Consider the following 19,313-nt stretch of genomic DNA (forward strand, 5'->3'; position numbering starts at 1 on the left):
ATGAAACAATTTCTGAAGACGTTACGAAACGCCGGTGTTCTTATAAAAGTAGTAGAGGGCGAACTGAAGCTGACCGCCCCCAAAGGCGCGCTTACTCCGGAGCTTTTGCAGGAGCTGAAGGCGCGCAAGGCTGAGCTGATGGCGTACTTAGCGGAGCAGGACAGCCAGGCCGGCTTCAACGCCATTGCCCCGGTGGGCGCCCAGGCCAGCTACGCGTTGTCGCCCTCCCAATACCGCCTCTGGGTGCTGAGCCAGCTGGAAGATGCGCTGGTGGCCTACAACATGCCCGCCGCCAAGCGTCTGACCGGCCCGCTGGACGTGGCCAGCTTCGAAAAAGCCCTGCACGCGGTAGTGGCCCGCCACGAGATTCTGCGCACCGTGTTCCGCAAGGACGAGCAGCTCGACGACGTGCGCCAGTTTGTGCTGGCCCCCGAAGCCAGCGGCTTTGCCCTGACCTACACCGACCTGAGCAACGACGCCAACGCCGAAGCCACGGCCCGGGCCTACGTCGAAGCCGAAGCCATCCGGCCCTTCGACCTGAGCGCGGGGCCGCTGTTCCGGGCCGCGCTGCTGCGCCTGGGCCCCGATGAGCTGGTGTTCTTCTTCAACATGCACCACATCATCAGCGACGGGTGGTCGATGAAGGTGCTGACCAATGAGCTGCTGCGCTTCTACCAGCAGTTCCGGCAGGGTCCGGCGCCGGCCGCCGAGCCCCTGCGCATTCAGTACAAGGACTTTGCCGCCTGGCAACGTACCGAGCTGGCCGGGCAGGGCCTGCAAAATCACCGCGCCTACTGGCTCGAGCAAATGCAGGGCGAACTGCCGGTGCTGGAATTGCAGCACGAAAAGGCCCGTCCCGCCGTGAAAACCTACAACGGCGAGATGGTGCAGTTCCGGCTGAGCCCCCAGGTGCAGGCCGGCCTGAAAAAGCTGAACGAAACCTACGGCGGCACGGCCTTCATGGGCATCATGGCCGCCCTGAACACGCTGTTTTACCGCTACACCGGCCAGGAAGACATCGTGCTGGGCAGCCCCATTGCCGGCCGTGAGCATGCCGACCTGGAAAACCAGATTGGCTTTTACATCAACACCCTGGCCCTGCGCACCCAGTTCAGCGGGGCCGGCAGCTTCGCCCAGCTCTACGAGCAGGTGAAAACCAACCTGCTGGGCGCCTACAAGCACCAGCTCTACCCCTTCGACCAGCTGGTAGACGACCTGGGCGTGAAGCGCGACATCAGCCGCTCGCCCTTGTTCGACGTGATGGTGGTGATGCAGAACACAGACCTGAACTTCGACGCCAAAGAGGAAGCCGGCCAGACGGTTTCCGACCTGCGGATTGCCACCTGGAAGCTGGGCGGCCGCCTGGTGAGCAAGTACGACATGACCCTGGCCTTCACCGAGGGCGCCCAAGGCATCGACGTATCCATTCAGTACAACACCGACCTGTTTTCGCCGGCCTACATCCAGCGCTTCTTCGACCATTTTGCCCAGCTGCTGGCCCACATCGTGCGGGCCCCCGAGCTGCCCTTGCATGCCTTCGAATACCTGAGCCAGGAAGAAATTCACCGCCAAACCATTCGCTACAATGCCAACCATCTACCTACTCCTGAACAAGCAACGCTGCACCAGCTATTTGCGCAGCGAGCTGCTACTCTGCTGCCTGAGCGTGCGGTAGTCTACGAAGACCGCGCCCTGACCTACCAGCAGCTCGACGAGCTGTCGAACCAGCTGGCCGGCTACCTCATCGACCAGTACCAGCTCAAGCCCAACGACCGGGTGGGCATCAAGCTGGAGCGCAATGAGTGGTACGTGGTGGCCGTGCTGGCCACGCTGAAAGCCGGCGGCGCCTTCGTGCCGATTGACCTGGCCTACCCCGAGGAGCGCATCAGCTACATGCAGCGCAACAGCGAGCTGACCGTGCTGCTGAACGACACCGAGCTGGCCGATTTCCGGGAACAGCAAAACAACTACTCGACCCTGGCCCCGGCGCCCGTGGCTACCAGCCAGGATCTGGCCTACGTCATCTACACCTCCGGCTCGACCGGGGAGCCCAAGGGCGTGATGATTGAGCACCGCGCCATCGTCAATACCGTGCTCAGCGAAATTGACTCGCTGGAAATGCAGCCCGGCATCCGGGGCATGCAATTCATGTCGTCGTCGTTCGACGTGTCGGTGTGGGAGATGTTCACCATTCTGCTGGCCGGCGGCGAGCTGCACATTGCCAGCGACGCGCTGAAGAAAGATGCCGCCGCCTACACCCAGTACCTCAACGACCACCGCATCGACATTGCGGCCATGCCGCCGGTGTACCTGCAACTGCTCGACATCGACCAGCTGCACCACCTCCGGCAGCTCGTGACGGGCGGCGAGGAAACCAACCGCAAGCTGATTCAGGCCTTCAACCAGCAGGGCGACTACATCAACGCCTACGGGCCCACGGAAGCCTCGGTGGTGGCTACCACGCACATCATCAAGAAAGGCACCTACGACGGCGCGGCCAAGATTCCGATTGGCAAGCCCCTGAGCAACATGCAGCTCTACGTGCTCGACCAGCGCGGCAACCTGCTGCCCGAGGGCCTGGTGGGCCAGCTCTACATCGGCGGGCCGGGCCTCTCGCGCGGCTACCTGAACCGCCCCGACCTGACGGCCGAGCGGTTCATTGCCAGCCCCTTCGAGCCCGGCGCCCTCCTCTACGACACCGGCGACCTGGCCCGCTGGACGCCCGAAGGCACGCTGGTATTTGCCGGCCGCAAAGACGACCAGGTGAAAATCAGGGGGCACCGCGTGGAGCTGCGCGAAATCGAAAACGCCCTGCTCGCCAGCCCCGACGTGCGCGAAGCCGTGGTGTTGGCCCGCGACATGGCCGACCATACCAAGGAGCTGGTGGCCTACTTCGTCAGTGAGCAGGCCGCGCCCGGGCCGCAGCTGAAAGCCCACCTGGCCCAGCGCCTGCCCGCCTACATGGTGCCCGCCTACTTCGTGCAGCTGGAGCGGCTGCCGCTGACCAGCAACGGCAAAATCAACAAGCTGACCCTGCCCGCGCCCACGGCCGAGCACGCCGCCGGCAAAACCGAGTACGTGGCCCCGGCCAACGAAATCGAGGAAACGCTGGTGCACATCTGGAAGGAGCTGCTGGGCAAAGACCAGATCAGCACCTCGGCCAACTTCTTCGACCTGGGCGGCAACTCCATCAAGATTATCAAGCTCAACCAGCTCATCAACGCGGCTTTTGCCAAGAATTACAAGATTGCCACGCTTTTCAACGTGGTGACCATTAAAGACCAGGCCGCCTTTATCAGCCAGGATACCATGCCCGATACCGATGCCGGCCTGGCCGAGCAAATCGAGGAATCGGTACAATCATTAGACGAGTCGCTTGCCTTATTCAATAGCTAAATCATTATGGAAACCAAGAGCAATTACACCGGTCTGGAAGTCGCCGTTATCGGCATGGCGTGCCGCATGCCCGACGCCAACACCCCCGAAAAATTCTGGCAAAACCTGCAGGGCGGCAAAGAGTCGGTGCGCTTCTACTCCGATGAGGAGCTGGCGCAGCTGGGCATGAGCCCCGAGAAAATCAGCAACCCGAACTACGTGAAGGCCGCGGTGAACGTGGACGACAAGGACTGCTTCGACGCTAACTTTTTCGACTACCGCCCCGGCGAGGCCATGATTATGGACCCCCAGACGCGCGTGTTTCACGAGTGCCTGTGGGAAGCCTTCGAAGACGCCGGCTACGTGCCCAACGACCTGGCCGACACCGTGTCGTTGCACGTATCGGGGGCCGACAGCACCAACTGGCGAGTGTATACGCGCTTCCTGAATGAGCGCGAAAAGCTCGTCGACGGCTTCAGCGCCAGCCTGCTCAACAACGTGAACTTCCTGCCCACGCTGGTTTCCTACAAGTTTAACCTGAAGGGGCCGGCGCTGTTTCTGTTCAGCGCCTGCTCCAGTTCCCTGATTGCGGTGCACCAGGCCTGCCGTAGCCTGCTCACCGGCGAAAGCAAAATGGCCGTGGCCGGCGGCGTCAAAATCAAGACCAGCGCCGCGCCCGGCTACGTGTACCAGAGCGGCATGATCTACTCGCCCGATGGCCACTGCAAAGCCTTCGATGCCAATGCCAACGGCACCATCGGGGGCGAAGGCGCGGGCGTGGTGCTGCTCAAGAAGCTGAAGGATGCCCTGGCCGACGGCGACAACATCTACGCCATCATCAAGGGCAGCGCCATCAACAACGACGGCAACCGCAAGGTGGGCTACACGGCTCCCTCGGTGCAGGGCCAGGTCGAGTGCATCAAAACGGCCCACAAGCTGGCCAAGGTCGACCCCGGCACCCTCACCTACATCGAGGCCCACGGCACCGGCACCAAGCTCGGCGACCCCATCGAAATTGAGGCCCTGACCCGGGCCTTCGACAACCCCAAAAAGCAGTACTGCGCCATTGGCTCGCTGAAAACCAACTTCGGCCACCTCGACTCGGCCGCCGGCATTGCGGGCTTCATGAAAACGGTGCTGGCCATCAAGAACCGCCAGATTCCGGCTTCGCTCAACTTCAAGCAGCACAACCCGGAAATCGACTTCGAGAACTCGCCCTTCTTCGTGAACCAGCAGCTGCGGCCCTGGAACGAACCCGTGGTGCGGGCCGGCGTCAGCTCGTTCGGCATCGGGGGCACCAACGCCCACGTGGTGCTGGAGGAAGCGCCCGTGGCCCCGGCCCCGACGGTGGCCCTGGCCAAGCACCACCTGTTCACGTTCAGCGCCAAAACGGCCTGGTCGCTCGACAAGTACCTCGACGCGTTCCGGGCCCACTTGCAGGACAAGCCCTCCGAGGCCGTGGCCGACGTGGCCTACACCCTGCAGAGCCGCCGCAAAGCCTTTAAGTACCGCGCCACCGTGAATGCCCAGAGCCTGCTGGAGCTGCGCGACAAGCTGACGGCCAAAACCGGCATCTGCAAAGGCAACGTGCAGACGATTGACCCCAAGCTGGTATTCGCTTTCCCCGGCACCGGCGTGCAGTACCGCAACATGGGCCTGGACCTTTACAACCAGTACCCCAGCTTCCGGGCCCGCGTGGATGAGGGCCTGAACTACCTGCTGGAGCTGACCGGCGAAGATTACCGCAGCGCCCTGTTTGCCCCCGACGATGCGCCCGAAGCCGCGCTGAACCGCATCAACGCCACGACGGTGGCCATGCCGCTGATTTTCGTGCTGGAGCACGCCTTGGCGTCTTTGCTGCTGGAATGGGGCCTGAAGCCCAGCTACCTCATCGGCCACAGCCTGGGCGAATACGCCGCCGCCTGCGTGTCGGGCGTGTTCGGCTACAAGGATGGCCTGCGGCTGGTGCTGAAGCGGGCCCAGCTGATTGCCAGCATGCCGACCGGCGCGATGCTGAGCATTTATGCCAAGGAAGAGCAGGTGCTGCCGTTCGTCAACAACGAAGACATCTGCCTGGCCGCCGTCAACTCCCCGGATCAGTGCGTGGTGGCGGGCCCGGTCGAGGCTATTGAGCAACTGCGCCTGGTGCTGCACAGCATGAACATCAACTCCGTGCGGCTGAATACGGAAGTGGGTTTCCACTCCAGCCTGATGGACCCCATCTTGGCCGACTTCAAAAAAGTAGTGGATGCCGTAGCGCTGCAGGCACCCCAGATTCCGTTCGTGTCGAACCTGCACGGCGGCTTTGCCACGGCGGAGGAGGTAACGCAGTCGAGCTACTGGGTAAACCACCTGCGGCAGACCGTGCGGTTTGCGCAGGGCGCCGAAACCCTGCTGGCCCAGGCCGACGTGCTGTTTGTGGAGGTCGGGCCCCGCCGCGTGCTCACCGACTTCATCCTGAGCCAGGCCGAAGCCCGCGAGCAAGCCATTACGGCCGTCTCGACCCTGCGCAAGCCCAACCTGCCGGTAAACGACGAGCAGTTCCTGAAGGACGCCCTGGCCGTGCTGTGGGTGAATGGCGTGACGGTAGCCTGGCAAAACGAGCATCCGCAGCAGAAAGCCCGCATCGTGTCGTTGCCCACTTACCAGTTCGAGAAAAAGCGCTTTACCGTCCGCATCAACTCCGACGAGCTCTACAACCGCCCCAGCGCCAATACCGCCGACAAGCGCGGCCGGTTCCAGTATCCCTTCTGGCGCGCCAAGTACCTGGCCGAAGCCGCGGCTGCCGGCCCCGCAACCTACCTGCTGTTCTCGCAGGGCGACAACCTGTTTCAGCACCTGGAAAGCAACCTGCTGGCCGCCGGCAACGAGGTGCTCGACGTTCGCCCCGGCGAGCAGTACACCGTCACGAACCGCAACACGATAACCATTAACCCTACCGTTAATGAGCACGAGGAGCGCATCTACCAGCGCATTCTGAGCAGCAAGGCCGACACGCTCAAAATCGTCTACAACTGGAGCTTCATCGACGGGCAGGCCGACGCGACGTTCGTGCTGAACCTGGTGAACAACCTGGTCAATAGCCCGCTGAATCTGCGCAAGGTGCAGATTACGGTGGTAAGCCAGGAGCGCGGCGCGGCAGCTTCCGCCTTCACGGCTAGCGCCGCCGACGTGGTGCAGGCCATTGCCGCCGAGTTTCCGCAGGTCTTTATCCGCTCCATCGCCGTGGACGCGAACAACGAAGCGGCCGAAGTAGCCACGGCCCAGAAGATTGCCCAGGAGCTAGCGGCCACGGCCACCGACGCGCAGGTGGCTTACCGCCAGGGCAAGCGCTGGGTGCTGAGCCAGGACGAGCTGACGCTGGGTGCCGTACCCCGCAACCTGCTCAAGCCCCAGGGCACCTACGTGCTGGCCGGCGCCCTGAACTCCATCAGCATCGTGCTGGCCGAGTACCTGGTGCGCGAGTTCGACGCCCGCGTGATTCTGCCGCGCTTCGAGCCGGCCAACAAAGCCGGCATGGCCCCCCACGTGGTAGCCAGCCTGGAAAAGCTGCTGCTCGAAGGCCGCCTGTACTTCCACGAGCTGAACGCCAGCAACCCGGCCGACCTGGCCGCCCAGGCCCAGCGCGTGCAGGAGCAGTATGGTCCCATCAACGGGGTTATCTACGTCGATGAGCTCTTCAATGAGCCGGGCCTGCACCAGGCGGCGGCCGGCCGCAACCTGCGCGCCCAGCTCTCGGCCAAAGGCAACTCGCTGCTGGCCCACATGGCCCTGTTCAACGACGAAGCCCTCGATTTTGGCTGGGTAGCTTCCTGCGGCTCGGCCCTGATGGACAGCCTGGAGCCCCAACTCGACGCCTGCGCCGCCGGCAAGTGGGTGGCCGTGAACTTCAGCCGCCAGTCGCTGGAAAAAATCATGGAGGCCGAAAACCTGGCGCTGCTCAAGCAAGGGCTGGTGATGGTGTTTGAAAACACGGTGGGCCTTACCCAGGTCAGCGAAGTAACCTACACCTCGCCCACCGCCGCGGCCGCGCCTACGTTCTCGGCCGACGAGCCCGAAGACCTCTACCAGAGCGAGGAGCCCCGCGTCGAGAGCTATTCCAGCACCTTCGACCGGTCGTTGCTGAACACGCCGCTGACGCCGGCCGAGTCGGACACGGAAAAGGAGATGCTGGCCATCTGGGAAGACTTTTTCGGCTTTACCAACATCGGCATCGACGACTTCTTCTTCGCCTTGGGCGGCGACTCGCTCAAGACGATGATTATGCTCAACAAGATGCATCAGGCCTTCTCGGTCGAAATTACGCTCGAGGAGTTTTTCCGCGACGCTACCATCAAGGAGCTTTCCCGGCGCATCGATAACCTGCACTGGGCCAAGAAGCAGGTGGTGGAAGTGCAAAAAGGCGGCACCAGCTTTATTATTTAATCGGGGCGGCCCGGGACAGCCGGCCTCTGTTCCGCGCCCCGGGCCGGAACGGGGCCGGCCGTGGCCGTACCCCGGCTGGCGGGCCACGCTTAGCTGCCGCGCCGGCCAGTATCAGAATTCTATTACGCTATACGCAATCCTAACTCATACAGGGCAATCCTACTACGTGCATGAATAATCTCATCGAAAGACTACGCAAGAATAAGGTAACGCTGATGCTGGTGGAGGATAATCTGCAGGTGAATTTCGCCGACGGCCCCCCCGACCCCGCGCTGCTCCAGGAGCTGCGCGACCACAAGGCCCAGCTGGTCGAGTTTCTGCGCGGGGCCGGCAAGCAGCGCGACTTCGACTCCATTCCCGTGGTCGAGCCCCAGGCTTCCTACCCGGCCACGCCCGGCCAGTACCGGCTGTGGGTGGTGAGCCAGCTGCCCAGCGCCTCGGTGGCCTACAACGTGCCCTCCCTGCTGGATCTGGACCTGGAAATTGATGTGGAGTGCTTCACCCAGGCCCTGCACCAGCTCGTGGAGCGCCACGAGATACTGCGCACCGCTTTCCGCGAAGATGCCCTAACCCAGGAAGTGCACCAGCACGTGCTGCCCGCCGCCGCGCTGCCGTCTTATTTTCAGTACCTGGACCTGCGCGAAGATGCCGACAAGGTGCACAAAGCCAACCAGTACGTGCGCCAGGATTCATTGGCCCCGTTCGATTTGAGCGCCGGGCCGCTGCTGCGCGTGGCGCTGCTCCAGCTGGAAGACCACCACACGGTCCTGTTCTACAACCTGCACCACATCATCTGCGACGGATGGTCGTTGAAGGTGTTCCGGGCCGAGCTGCTGGCGCTCTACCAGGCCCAGCTGCAGGGCCGCCCCACTACCCTGAAGCCCCTGCGCATTCAGTACAAGGATTTTTCGGGGTGGCAGCGCAAGCTGCTGGCCGAGGAGCAGGCCGACCACCGGCAGTACTGGCTTGATAAGTTCGCGGGGCCGCTGCCGGTGCTGGAGCTGCCCACGCCCAAAATGCGCCCCCCGGTGAAAACCTACGGCGGGGCCGAGCTGCGGTTTCAGTTTGATGCCCAGCTGCTCAACGGCCTCAAGCAGTTCAGTCAGGACCAGGGCGGCACGCTTTATATGGCGCTGGTGGCCGTAGTGAAAGGCTTGTTCTACCGCTTCTCGGGGCAGGAAGACATCGTGCTGGGTACGCCCACCGCCGGCCGCGACCATATCGACCTGGAAAGCCAGATTGGCCTGTACATCAACACGCTGGCCCTGCGCACCCAGTTCAGCGGGCAGGCGTCGTTTCTGGCTCTGTTTCAGCAAGTGAAGGACACGATTCTGGGCGCTTTCGCCCACCAGTTCTACTCCTTCGACCACCTGACCCAGGAGCTGAACCTGAAGAGCGACCCCGGCCGCTCGCCGCTGTTCGACGTGATGGTGATTCTGCACAACAACGACCTGAAAGGAGGAGCCAAGCCGTCGGGCCCCGCGGCGCCGGCCAAGGAAGGCGTGGCCGTGCCCATCACCATTGCCCAGTTCGACCTGCGTCTCTCGTTCAAGGAAACCGCTGACGGCCTCACTTTGGGCATTCAGTACAACACCGACATCTACACCAAGGCCTTCGTGGAGCGCCTGGGCCAGCACGTGGCGCACTACGCCCAGGCCGTGCTGCTCAACCCCCAGGTGCCCCTGACGGCCGTGCCCTACCTCAGCGCCGGCGAAACCCAGCAGCTGCTGGGCGTATTCACCGACACGGGCGTGCACCGCAATACCGGCAAAACCCTGGTCGACCTGTTCGAGGCCCAGGCGCGCAACACCCCGGCCGCCCCGGCCCTGGTCTACGGCCTCAAGCGCTTCAGCTACCAGGAGCTTGACGCCCTGGCCAACCAGTTTGCCCACTTCCTGCACCAGCAGCACCACATCGAGCCCAACAAGCTGGTGGGCCTGCAATTGCACCGCTCGGAGTGGCTGGTAGTTGCCATTCTGGGGGTACTCAAGGCCGGCGGCGCCTACGTGCCCATCAGCCCATCTATGCCCCAGGAGCGGGTCGACTACATCGTGGCCGACAGCCAGTGTGCCCTCATCGTGGATGATACCGTGCTGGCGGAGTTCTTCCGGGTGCAGGCTACCTACGATGCCCGCAATCGGGCCGACAGCGCCGCGCAGCCCACCGATTTGGCGTACGTCATCTACACCTCCGGCTCGACCGGCAACCCCAAGGGCGTGATGATTGAGCACCGCAGCGTGGTGTCGTTCTTCGAGAACATTCCGCTGGCCCTGGGCCTGCGCGACGTGCAGGCCCTGGCCGCCACCACCGAATTTACCTTCGACATCTCGGTGCTGGAAATCCTGGGCACGCTGTGCAGCGGTAAGCGCCTGGTGTTGTTCGACGACGCGACGCTGGCCGACCCGGCCGTGCTCTACGAAGCGCTGGCCGCCTCCGAAGCCGATGGGCTGCAGCTCACACCCTCGCGCCTGCGCCAGCTGCTGGCTGTGCAGGATCAGGTGCCCGCCAACATCAAGGTGCTGCTGGTAGGGGCCGAGCCGCTCACCCAGAAGCTCTACGACAAGCTCCGGCACTCGGCGGTGCAGGCCATCAACGTGTATGGTCCCACCGAAACCACCATCTGGAGCACCAGCCTCACCCTCGACCACTCCGAGCAGCTCACCATCGGCGGGCCGCTGATGGGCGAGAAAATCTACATTCTGGACGACAGCCTGGCCCTCACGCCCATCGGTATTCCCGGTGAAATCTGCATCGGGGGCAGCGGCATTGCGCGCGGCTACCTGAACCGGCCCGAGCTGACGGCCGAGAAGTTCATTGCCAACCCCTTCGTGGCCGAGGAGCGCATCTACCGCACCGGCGACCTGGGCAAGTGGCTGCCCGACGGCACCATCGAGTTTATCGGCCGCAAAGATTACCAGGTGAAGGTGCGGGGCTACCGCATCGAGCTGGGCGAAATCGAGGCCGCGCTGCTCAAGAACCCCGCCATCAGCGCCGCTACCACCACCGTTACGGAAAACGAGGACGGCGAAAAAGACATTGTGGCTTACGTGGTCAGCTCCGAGCCCCAGACGGCGGCCAGCCTGCGCAGCTTCCTGAAGGAAAAGCTGCCCGTGTACATGGTGCCCAGCTATTTCGTGCAGCTCGAAGCATTGCCGCTCAACACCAGCGGCAAAGTCGACAAGAAGGCCCTGCCGGCCGTCGGGGGCGCCAGCCTGCCCAGCGAGGTAGAGTACGTGGCCCCGCGCACCGAGCTGGAGCGGGTGCTGGCCCGGGCCTGGGAAGCCGTGCTGCTCAAGGAAAACGCCAGCGTGAAGGAAAACTTCTTTGATGCCGGCGGCAACTCCATCAAGTCCATCCGGCTGCTCTCGCGCCTGAAGGCCGACGGCTACGACCTGAGCGTCACCGACATTCTGACCCATCAGGTGCTGGAAGACCTGGCGCCCCACCTGCGCCCCGTATCCCGCCTCACCGACCAGGGCCTGGTGCAGGGCGAAGTGCCCCTGACGGCCATTCAGACGTGGTTTCTGGAAAAAGGCGACGACCACAAGGAGCACTTCAACCAGGCTGCCCTGCTCTTCAGCAAGGAGCGCATGGACAAGGAAGGCCTCCAAAAGTGCCTCGAACGCCTGGTGGTGCACCACGATGCCCTGCGCACGACCTTCCGGCAGGAGCCGGATGGCCGCTGGATTCAGGAAACCAAAGTGCTCTGCGAGGGCTTCACCTTCGAGGAGTTCGACCTGCGCGAGGCGCCCAGCCCCTGGGACCAGATGGCCGAGGAAGGCGAGCGGCTCCAGATGGGCATGAACCTAGCCGATGGCCCCCTGGTGAAAGTAGGTCTGTTCCGCCTGCCCGACGGCGACCGGCTGCTCATCGCCATTCACCACCTGGTCGTCGATGGGCTGTCGTACCGCATCCTGTTCGAAGACCTCTCGGCCCTGTATCTGCAGTACCAGCAGGGCGAGGAATTTGCGCTGCCGGCCAAAACCGACTCCTACAAGTATTTCGCCGAGTGGGAGCGGCAATATGCCCAGAGTGAGCTGGTGAAGCAGGAAATGGCGCACTGGAACGCCCTGCTGGAGGAAGAGTTTCCGCCCCTGCCCATCGACCACCCCGAGGGCAGCAACCGCCTGAAAGACACGGCCAGCCTGAGCTTCCAGCTGGGTCAGCCGCAAACCGAGGCCCTGTACCAGGGTGCCCGCCGCGCCCTGGTTGCCGTCGACGACGTGCTGCTGACGGCTTTGGCCTACTCGTTTGAAGAGGTGTTCGGAACCAACAAGCTGCTGCTTTCCATGGAAGGCAACGCCCGCATTCAGAACCCGGCCGAGCTGGACGTGGCGCGCACCGTGGGGTGGTTTACGACCATGTACCCCGTGTGCCTGCGCCTGCAAGAGCAGCGCGACGAGCTGGAGCAGATTCTGGCCACCAAGCGCGCCTTCGCCGAGGTGCCCAACAACGGCGTGGGCTTCGGCCTGCTCCGCTACGTCAGCGATGGGGAGCTGTACCAGAAAGCGGCGTCCAACTGCACGCCCCAGGTGAAATACAACTACTTCGGCGACTTCGGCTCGGGGGCCGAAACGGCCTCGGGCAACCGTGTGTTCGAGTTTTCGGGCGAGCGGAAAGGCACGGCCATGAGCCCCGACTTTCAGCGCATTTCCCTGATTGACCTCTCGGGTATCGTCGTGAACAAGGAAGTGAAGCTGTCCATCACCTACAGCAAATTTCAGTACGAGGAAGCCACCATTGCCCACCTGGTGCAGGTGTTCAAGCGGGAGCTGCTGCGCCTGATCGACAAGCTGACGGCCAGCCAGAAGCATGCCCCGGCCAAAGCCGAGGTGCCCGCCGCACTGACGGCTACCGAAGCCAGCCCGGTGTTCCCGCTAACCTTCCACCAGCAGCTGTTCCTCTCGGCCAAGCAGCAGGGCGAGCTGCTGACCAGCACCGGCAGCGTCGGCCCCCTGGTGCTGAACGACTTCGACCCGGCGGCCTTCGAGGCGGCGTACCGGCAGCTGCTGGCCAGCTTCGACGTGCTGCGCATCAACATAGTGCCCACTGAAGATGGTAGCCTGGGCCAGCGCGTACTGCCCCTGGCTGCCCTGACGCCCGTCATCGACTACCACGAAATTCAGTCGGCCGAGGAAATCGGGCCGGCCCAGCAGGCCGTGGGAGAAGCCTTCCAGGTGCCTTTTGCCACCACTGCTAACCAGCTGCTGCGCTGCGCCGTGATTCACGGCAAGGGCCGGGCCATGGTCTACCTGTGCATTCACCACGTCATCACCGATGCCTACTCCAACGACGTGATTCTGAGCAGCCTGGGCAAGCTGTACGAAAGCCGGGGCGCGGCCGCCGAGCAGTTGGCCCAGTTCCCCTCGTACCTGGATTACGCGCGCTGGCAGCAGAATTTCCTGGCTTCCGAGCCGGCCCGGCAGCAGCTGGCCTACTGGCGCCAGCACCTGCCTCAGCACGTGCCCGCGCTTGCCGCCGCCGAGGCCAAAGTGGGTTTCATGGAAGAGGCCGGCTTTATCTCGGAAACCGAGCTACAGCAGATTCAGGCCTTCTGCAAAGCGCACAACGGCTTCCTGAGCACCTTCCTGCTGACGGCCTACCACCTGTCGTTCTACCACCAAACCCGCTCAGCGGCTTCCATTATCAACATGGTGTCGTCGGGGCGCGACCGGAGCGTGCCGGGCGTCGACATCGACCGGCTGGTGGGGGCGCTGATGGACGGCTTCCCCGTGAGCGTGACCATGCACGACGACATGACGCTGGCCGAGCTGTTTACGCGGGTGACCGAAGCCTTCATGGGCGGGCGGCTGCACCAGGACATTCCCCTGAACCGCATCAGCCAGGAAACCGAGCAGCGCTACGGCTACCGCCTCGACGATGCCGCCGTGGGCGCCATCAACTACCAGGATAAGGCGGGCAAAGTGCTGGAGCTGAAAGCCGGCGAGGAGCTGGGCCGCATCGTAACCCAGCACAGCAGCCACGGCGAAATCAAGAACGACAGCCGCCTGACGGTGGTGCGCTACCAGAACGCCATTAAGCTGGGCCTGAAGTACCGGACGGCCGCCGTGGGCGGCTCGACCGAGGGCGGGCAGCTGAAGCAGCTGTTGCAGCTGGTGCAGCTCCTGCGCGAGCAGCCCCACGCCACGCTCACCACCCTGGCCGGCGGCCTCTACGAGCTGGCCTAACGCCCCGGCCCGGCAGGCAGCCCGCAGCACCGAAACGCCCCCGAGTGGGGCCGGCGCTACGGGCTGCTTACCGGGCATTGGGTTGTTCATCACCCGAATCACCGGGTTGGTGTAACGTTTTTTATATCCCCCTATCCACCTAATACCTTGCCCCTCAAGCCGAAGCTGCGTTGCCCAGGGCACCCGCTTTGGCCTGAGAAATAGCTATTTTAAAGATTCAAGACAATGAAAGCAGCTAGCAAACAGATACTATTTCTTCTGCTCTTTCCCTTGCTGAGCACCGGGGCGTATGCCCAGGCCATCAGCAAAGTGACGGGCCGCACCACCGACGCGCAAAGCAAGGTGGTGGAATTCAGCAGCGTGTCGCTGCTCAAGGCCGCCGACTCGACGCTGGTGAAAGGCGCGCTGGGCGACGTGAACGGCAACTTCGAAATCGAGCAGGTGCCCGCCGGCGCCTACCTCATCAGCGTGTCGAGCCTGGCTTATAAGCGCCTGTTTACGCCGGTATTCACGGTGGCCGAAGGGCAGGCCGAAGTGCGCCTGGGCGACCTGCGCCTGGCCGACGCGGCCCACCAGCTGGCCGAAGTGAAAGTAACGGCCACCAAGCCCCTGATTGAGCAGCAGATCGACCGGATTGTGGTGAACGTGGAAAACTCCATCGTGTCGGCCGGCAACACGGCCCTGGAAGTGCTGGAAAAGTCGCCGGGCGTGTACGTGGACAAGGACGGGGCCATTTCGCTCAAGGGCAAGGCCAACGTGCTGGTCATGATCAACGACAAGCCCACCTACGTCTCGTCGTCGGACCTGGCGGTGATGCTGAAGAACATGCAGGCCAGCCAGGTCGAGAAGATTGAGATTATGACCAACCCGCCGGCCAAGTACGACGCGGCCGGCAACGCGGGCATCATCAACATCAAAACCAAGAAAAACCAGAACATGGGCCTGAACGGCTCCTGGAACGCGGGCACCCGCCTGGGCTTCTTCACCCGGGCCAACGGCCAGGCCGTGAACTACGTGAAGGAAAACGCGGGCCTGAACCTGAACTACCGCGAAGGCAAAGTGAACCTGTTCGGCAGCCTCTCGGCCGACAACGGCAAGAGCCCCCAGACCCAGCAGATTACCCGCCGCTTCGGCAAGGCCGACCAGGTGGAAACCAACTTCAACCAGCTCTCGGAGAAAACCCTGGAGTCGCGCCTGGTGAACTACAAGGCCGGCGCCGACTTCTTCCTCACCGACAAAACCGTGGTGGGCGTGCTCTTCAACGGCATGGCCAGCAACGGCGGGCAGCAGTACAACAGTGATACCCGTATTGCCTACCCCGCCGCCGGCCTCGACACGGCCGTGTACACCAAGGGCGACCTGGATAACAAGTGGCTCAATAACGCTCTGAACCTCAACTTCAAGCACGTGCTCGACTCGACGGGGCAGGAAATAACGGCCGACCTGGATTATGCCCTGTTCAACAACAGCAGCGAGCAGCAGTACCGCACCAACAAGTACGACGAGCGCAGCATCCTGCGCCAGATCCGGAACGAGGACGGCAACACCGGCTCCGACATCTACATCGGCTCGGGCAAGCTGGACTACACCCGGCCGCTGCCCAACAAGGCCAAGCTGGAAGCCGGGGTGAAGGCGAGCTGGGTAACGTCGCAGAACGACATGCAGTTTTTCTTCCTCAACAACGAGGCCCAGCAGCCCACGCTCGACCCCCGGCGCACCCGCGACTTCGAGTACCGGGAGCGGATTCAGGCGGCCTACGTGAGCTACGCCAAGGAGTGGAATAAAGTCAGTGTGCAGCTGGGCCTGCGGGCCGAAAACACCAACGGCCAGGGCACCTTGCAGGGCGCGCGCCTGCTCAAGCGCAACTACACCAACCTGTTTCCGAGCGTGTTCGTGAGCAAGCCTCTGAACGAGAAAAACCAGCTGGTCTTCTCCTATAGCCGCCGCATCGACCGGCCCAACTACGAGGATCTGAACCCCTTCCTCTACTTCCTGGACCCCTACACCTACAACCGCGGCAACGAGTACCTGCGGCCCCAGTTCACCAACGCCTTCGAACTGTCGCACACTTACAACAACAACATCACCACCACCATCAACTACAGCCGCACCAAGGACGTCATCACCGACTTCCTGGAGCAGGACGCCTTGACCAAAACCACGTACCTGACTGAGCTCAACATCGGCCTGCAGGAAAACTACGGCATTTCGGTGTCGGTGCCCGTGCCCGTGACCAAGTGGTGGACCAGCAACACGTACTTCAACGCCTTCCACAACCGCTACGCCGGCGACGTGCCCCGGCAGGGCCGCAATGAGCTGGGCGCCGAATACACCTACATGCAGCACCTGAGCACCTCCGTCACGACCTGGACGGTGAACTCGGTGCACCAGTTCTCGTTGCCCAAGGGCTTTGCAGCCGAGCTGAGCGGCAACTACCGCTCCCGCTTCCTACAGGAAAGCCAGCTGTTTGGCCAGCCCATGGGCGCCGTGTCGGTGGGGTTGCAGAAAAAGCTGCTGAACAACCGGGCCACGCTCAAGCTCAACGTGTCGGACGTGTTCTGGACCAACTACTTCCGGGGCAACTTCCAGTTCAACGACATCGACGTATCGGTGCTGAACAAGCGGGAAAGCCGGCAGGCGCGCCTCACGTTCACCTACCGCTTCGGCAACTCGAAAGTAGCCGCCGCCCGCTCGCGCCGCACCGGCTTGGAGGAGGAGCGGGGCCGCATCAAAACCTCGAACTAGCCTGGTTCCACGGGCAGTCCGCCAGTCCGTAGCCCTGTCCTGCTTTGCCCGCCCCGGGCAGAGGAGGGCAGGGCTACTGCGTTGGGGCTAGCGGTGCCGCCTGGTGCCGCATGCTAGGCTTCTGGTAAGCAAACGTCTGGTTAATAATAATATATACTCGGGCTTGAACCGGGAAGGTCAGGGGCAGAGCCGGCGCGGCTCCGGCGGGCTGGCCCCCGCCGGAGCCGGGTTGGTATAGCGGATGCGGGTGTTGGTGTAAATTTTTTCAGGAACCACCCCCAATTGAGCACTTTTGGAATACCCGCAAGAGCAATTATTCTCTTTAGCGCCGCTTGCGGGTATTATGCTATAAAGCCCGGGTAGAGCCACCCAAAAAGAAGTCCGGTGTGACTGACGTGGCGAAGCTGTAGCCGGCAGAGTACGCCATTATTATCAGTTTTATTATTAGCCAGTGCCGCGCCAGTGGGATGGGGGGCAAAGCCGCCGGTTTTGCCCCCCATCCGCCCGCCGCCCGCCACCTGGTTATCCTACTTTCACTATCTCGTTATGAACAGTCAACCCAAGGCGAAAGACGGCTGGTACGCGGTGTACACCTACCCGAAAGCCGAGAAGCAGGCCTACAGCAAGCTGCAGGCCATGGGAGCCGAGTCGTTTCTGCCCCTGCAAACGGTGGAGCGGCAGTGGAGTGACCGGAAGCGCAAGATTGAAGTGCCGCTGTTTCCCAACTACATTTTCGTGAAAACCACCTCCGAGCGGCGCTTCGAGCTGCTCGAGATTCGGGAGCTGGTGCGCTTCATTTCCTTCGAGGGTCGCCCCGTCGCCATTCCCGAGCAGCAGATTGCCGCCATCCGGCAAATCGTGACCCAGCCGGGCGAAATCGTGAAGGAGGTGTTCGACTACAAGATGGGCCAGAAAGTGCGCATCGACGCGGGCCACCTGCAGGGCGTGGAAGGCTACGTGGTCAAGAAAAACGGCGCCGAGCGGCTCGTGATTCAGATTGAGGCCCTGCGCCAATCCATTTCCGTGGACCTGGCCGCCAGCAGCCTGACCCGCGTGCCCTAGCCGCCCGCCGCTGCCCAGCTCCCAGGCTATTCTATTTACTATCGGTAAGAACGATTCATCAACTACCGCTTATTGCCCGTTGCTATATGACTGTTCTGCAAAAAGATAACTATACGCTCAAGGCCCTGTGCCGGCAGGATGTCGAGTCGCGCAATTCCCACGTCAACCGCATCAACTTCGCCCTCAACTCCTTCGACTTTGAGCGCCAGGCGGCGCCGGTGCCCTTCACGGCCGCGCTGCGCAAGTACCAGGGGCTTTTCGAGGCCGTGTACGGCTACCGCCAGGACGACAAGGACCCGCTGAAGCGCACCACGCCCTCGGCCGGCGCCCTGTACCCCACCGAGCTACTGCTGCTGCACCACCTCGAGGGCCAGTGGCAATTGCTGTACTACAACTTCCGGCAGCACTGCTTTTTCCGGGTGGCCCCGGCCAACCTGCGCCAGCTGCTCGACGACCTGAAGCCCACTTCCGACCGGAGCGTGATGCTGGTGTACTCCGACTTCGGGCGCACCATCCAGAAGTACGGCGTGCGGGCCTTCCGCTACCTCTACCTCGACGCTTCCTTCGTGCTGTATAACACCTGGCTGCTGGCGGCCACCTGGAAGAAAAACGCGAATCTGGCGCTGCACTTCCCCCGCAAGTCGGCCCGGGGCTACCTGCCCGCGCCGGCCAGCAACACCCTGCTCTTCAGCCTGGCCCTCAGCAACGACTTCGACGCCGTGCCGCTCGAGGTGGCGGCCTGCACGCCCGCGTTTGCCGAAGGCAGCGCCCCGGCCTCGTCCATTGCCTACCCCAACATCTACAACGCCAACCTGCTGCGGGCCCAGAGCTTCTACGCCAAAGCCTGCGCCGACAACCAGGCCTACGTCGCCCGGCTCGACTACGGCGGGCCGGAGCTGCACCCCGAGGACGTGCTGCACTACCTGCTCAACCGCCGGTCGGTGAAAACCTTCGCCGACCAGGCCGTGCCGCTGGCCCAATACACGGCCGTGCGGCAGGAGGTGCGGGCCTACGCCGACAAGATCAAAACCGTGCTGGGCACCGACGACTTCGAACTGGCCTGCCTGCCGGTGAACGTGGAAGGCACGGCCCTCGGCGTGGAATACCTGATGGCGGGAGTGGTGCGGGAAGTGGCGGCGGCCAGCCGGGCCGAGCTCAGCGCCCAGATTGTGGCCGCCTGCCAAGACCAGATCATCATGCGCCACGCGGCCTTCGTGGTGGTGGTACTCGTGAACGTGAACAAGCGCAACGGCTACTCGACCGGCTACATCGACTACGTGAAGGGCGCGCTGTTCGGCGGGTTGGTTTGCGCCAACCTCTACCAGTCCGGCCTGTTCAACAAGGTCGGCACCACCACCATTGGGGGCTTCTCCGAGAAGCTACTTGGGGCGGTGCTGGGCCAGGAAGGCTACCTGCCGATGGTGGTGCAGGCCTTCGGTGTGCCCGACAATACCATTGCCAAATATGATAATTCGACGGTAGTGGCCGTGCGGTAAGAAACATCCGCCCGCCCATCTG

Annotated in this window: 6 protein-coding genes; all 6 read left to right on the forward strand. The window is 63.0% G+C overall.

Annotated elements, in window-relative coordinates:
• The 6 genes from E5K00_RS14455 (at window position 1) to E5K00_RS14480 (ending at window position 19,291) form a co-directional block, all read left to right on the forward strand.
• Window positions 1-3,396, forward strand: a complete 3,396-nt coding sequence (locus tag E5K00_RS14455) for a non-ribosomal peptide synthetase (RefSeq protein WP_135464032.1) — start codon at window positions 1-3, stop codon at window positions 3,394-3,396.
• 6 nt (window positions 3,397-3,402) lie between these two features.
• Window positions 3,403-7,800 carry a type I polyketide synthase gene (locus E5K00_RS14460; RefSeq protein WP_135464033.1) on the forward strand — a complete coding sequence of 1,466 codons (4,398 nt, stop codon included), beginning with the start codon at window positions 3,403-3,405 and terminating at the stop codon, window positions 7,798-7,800.
• A 170-nt stretch (window positions 7,801-7,970) separates the two neighbouring features.
• Window positions 7,971-13,988 carry a non-ribosomal peptide synthetase gene (locus E5K00_RS14465; RefSeq protein ID WP_135464034.1) on the forward strand — a complete coding sequence of 2,006 codons (6,018 nt, stop codon included), beginning with the start codon at window positions 7,971-7,973 and terminating at the stop codon, window positions 13,986-13,988.
• A 225-nt stretch (window positions 13,989-14,213) separates the two neighbouring features.
• Window positions 14,214-16,733 carry an outer membrane beta-barrel family protein gene (locus E5K00_RS14470; protein ID WP_135464035.1) on the forward strand — a complete coding sequence of 840 codons (2,520 nt, stop codon included), beginning with the start codon at window positions 14,214-14,216 and terminating at the stop codon, window positions 16,731-16,733.
• 546 nt (window positions 16,734-17,279) lie between these two features.
• Window positions 17,280-17,795 carry a UpxY family transcription antiterminator gene (locus E5K00_RS14475; protein ID WP_135464036.1) on the forward strand — a complete coding sequence of 172 codons (516 nt, stop codon included), beginning with the start codon at window positions 17,280-17,282 and terminating at the stop codon, window positions 17,793-17,795.
• 86 nt (window positions 17,796-17,881) lie between these two features.
• Window positions 17,882-19,291, forward strand: coding sequence for a nitroreductase family protein (locus E5K00_RS14480; protein WP_135464037.1), 1,410 nt, complete (start codon window positions 17,882-17,884; stop codon window positions 19,289-19,291).
• The last annotated feature ends 22 nt before the right edge of the window (window positions 19,292-19,313 follow it).

It is taken from the genome of Hymenobacter aquaticus, from assembly GCF_004765605.1.
Lineage (GTDB): Bacteria > Bacteroidota > Bacteroidia > Cytophagales > Hymenobacteraceae > Hymenobacter > Hymenobacter aquaticus.

Excerpts from the sequence above, each read along its gene's own strand:
- E5K00_RS14455 (WP_135464032.1), top strand. The coding sequence starts at position 1 with ATGAAACAATTTCTGAAGACGTTACGAAACGCCGGTGTTCTTATAAAA.
- E5K00_RS14460 (WP_135464033.1), top strand. The coding sequence starts at position 3,403 with ATGGAAACCAAGAGCAATTACACCGGTCTGGAAGTCGCCGTTATCGGC.
- E5K00_RS14465 (WP_135464034.1), top strand. The coding sequence starts at position 7,971 with ATGAATAATCTCATCGAAAGACTACGCAAGAATAAGGTAACGCTGATG.
- E5K00_RS14470 (WP_135464035.1), top strand. The coding sequence starts at position 14,214 with ATGAAAGCAGCTAGCAAACAGATACTATTTCTTCTGCTCTTTCCCTTG.
- E5K00_RS14475 (WP_135464036.1), top strand. The coding sequence starts at position 17,280 with ATGAACAGTCAACCCAAGGCGAAAGACGGCTGGTACGCGGTGTACACC.
- E5K00_RS14480 (WP_135464037.1), top strand. The coding sequence starts at position 17,882 with ATGACTGTTCTGCAAAAAGATAACTATACGCTCAAGGCCCTGTGCCGG.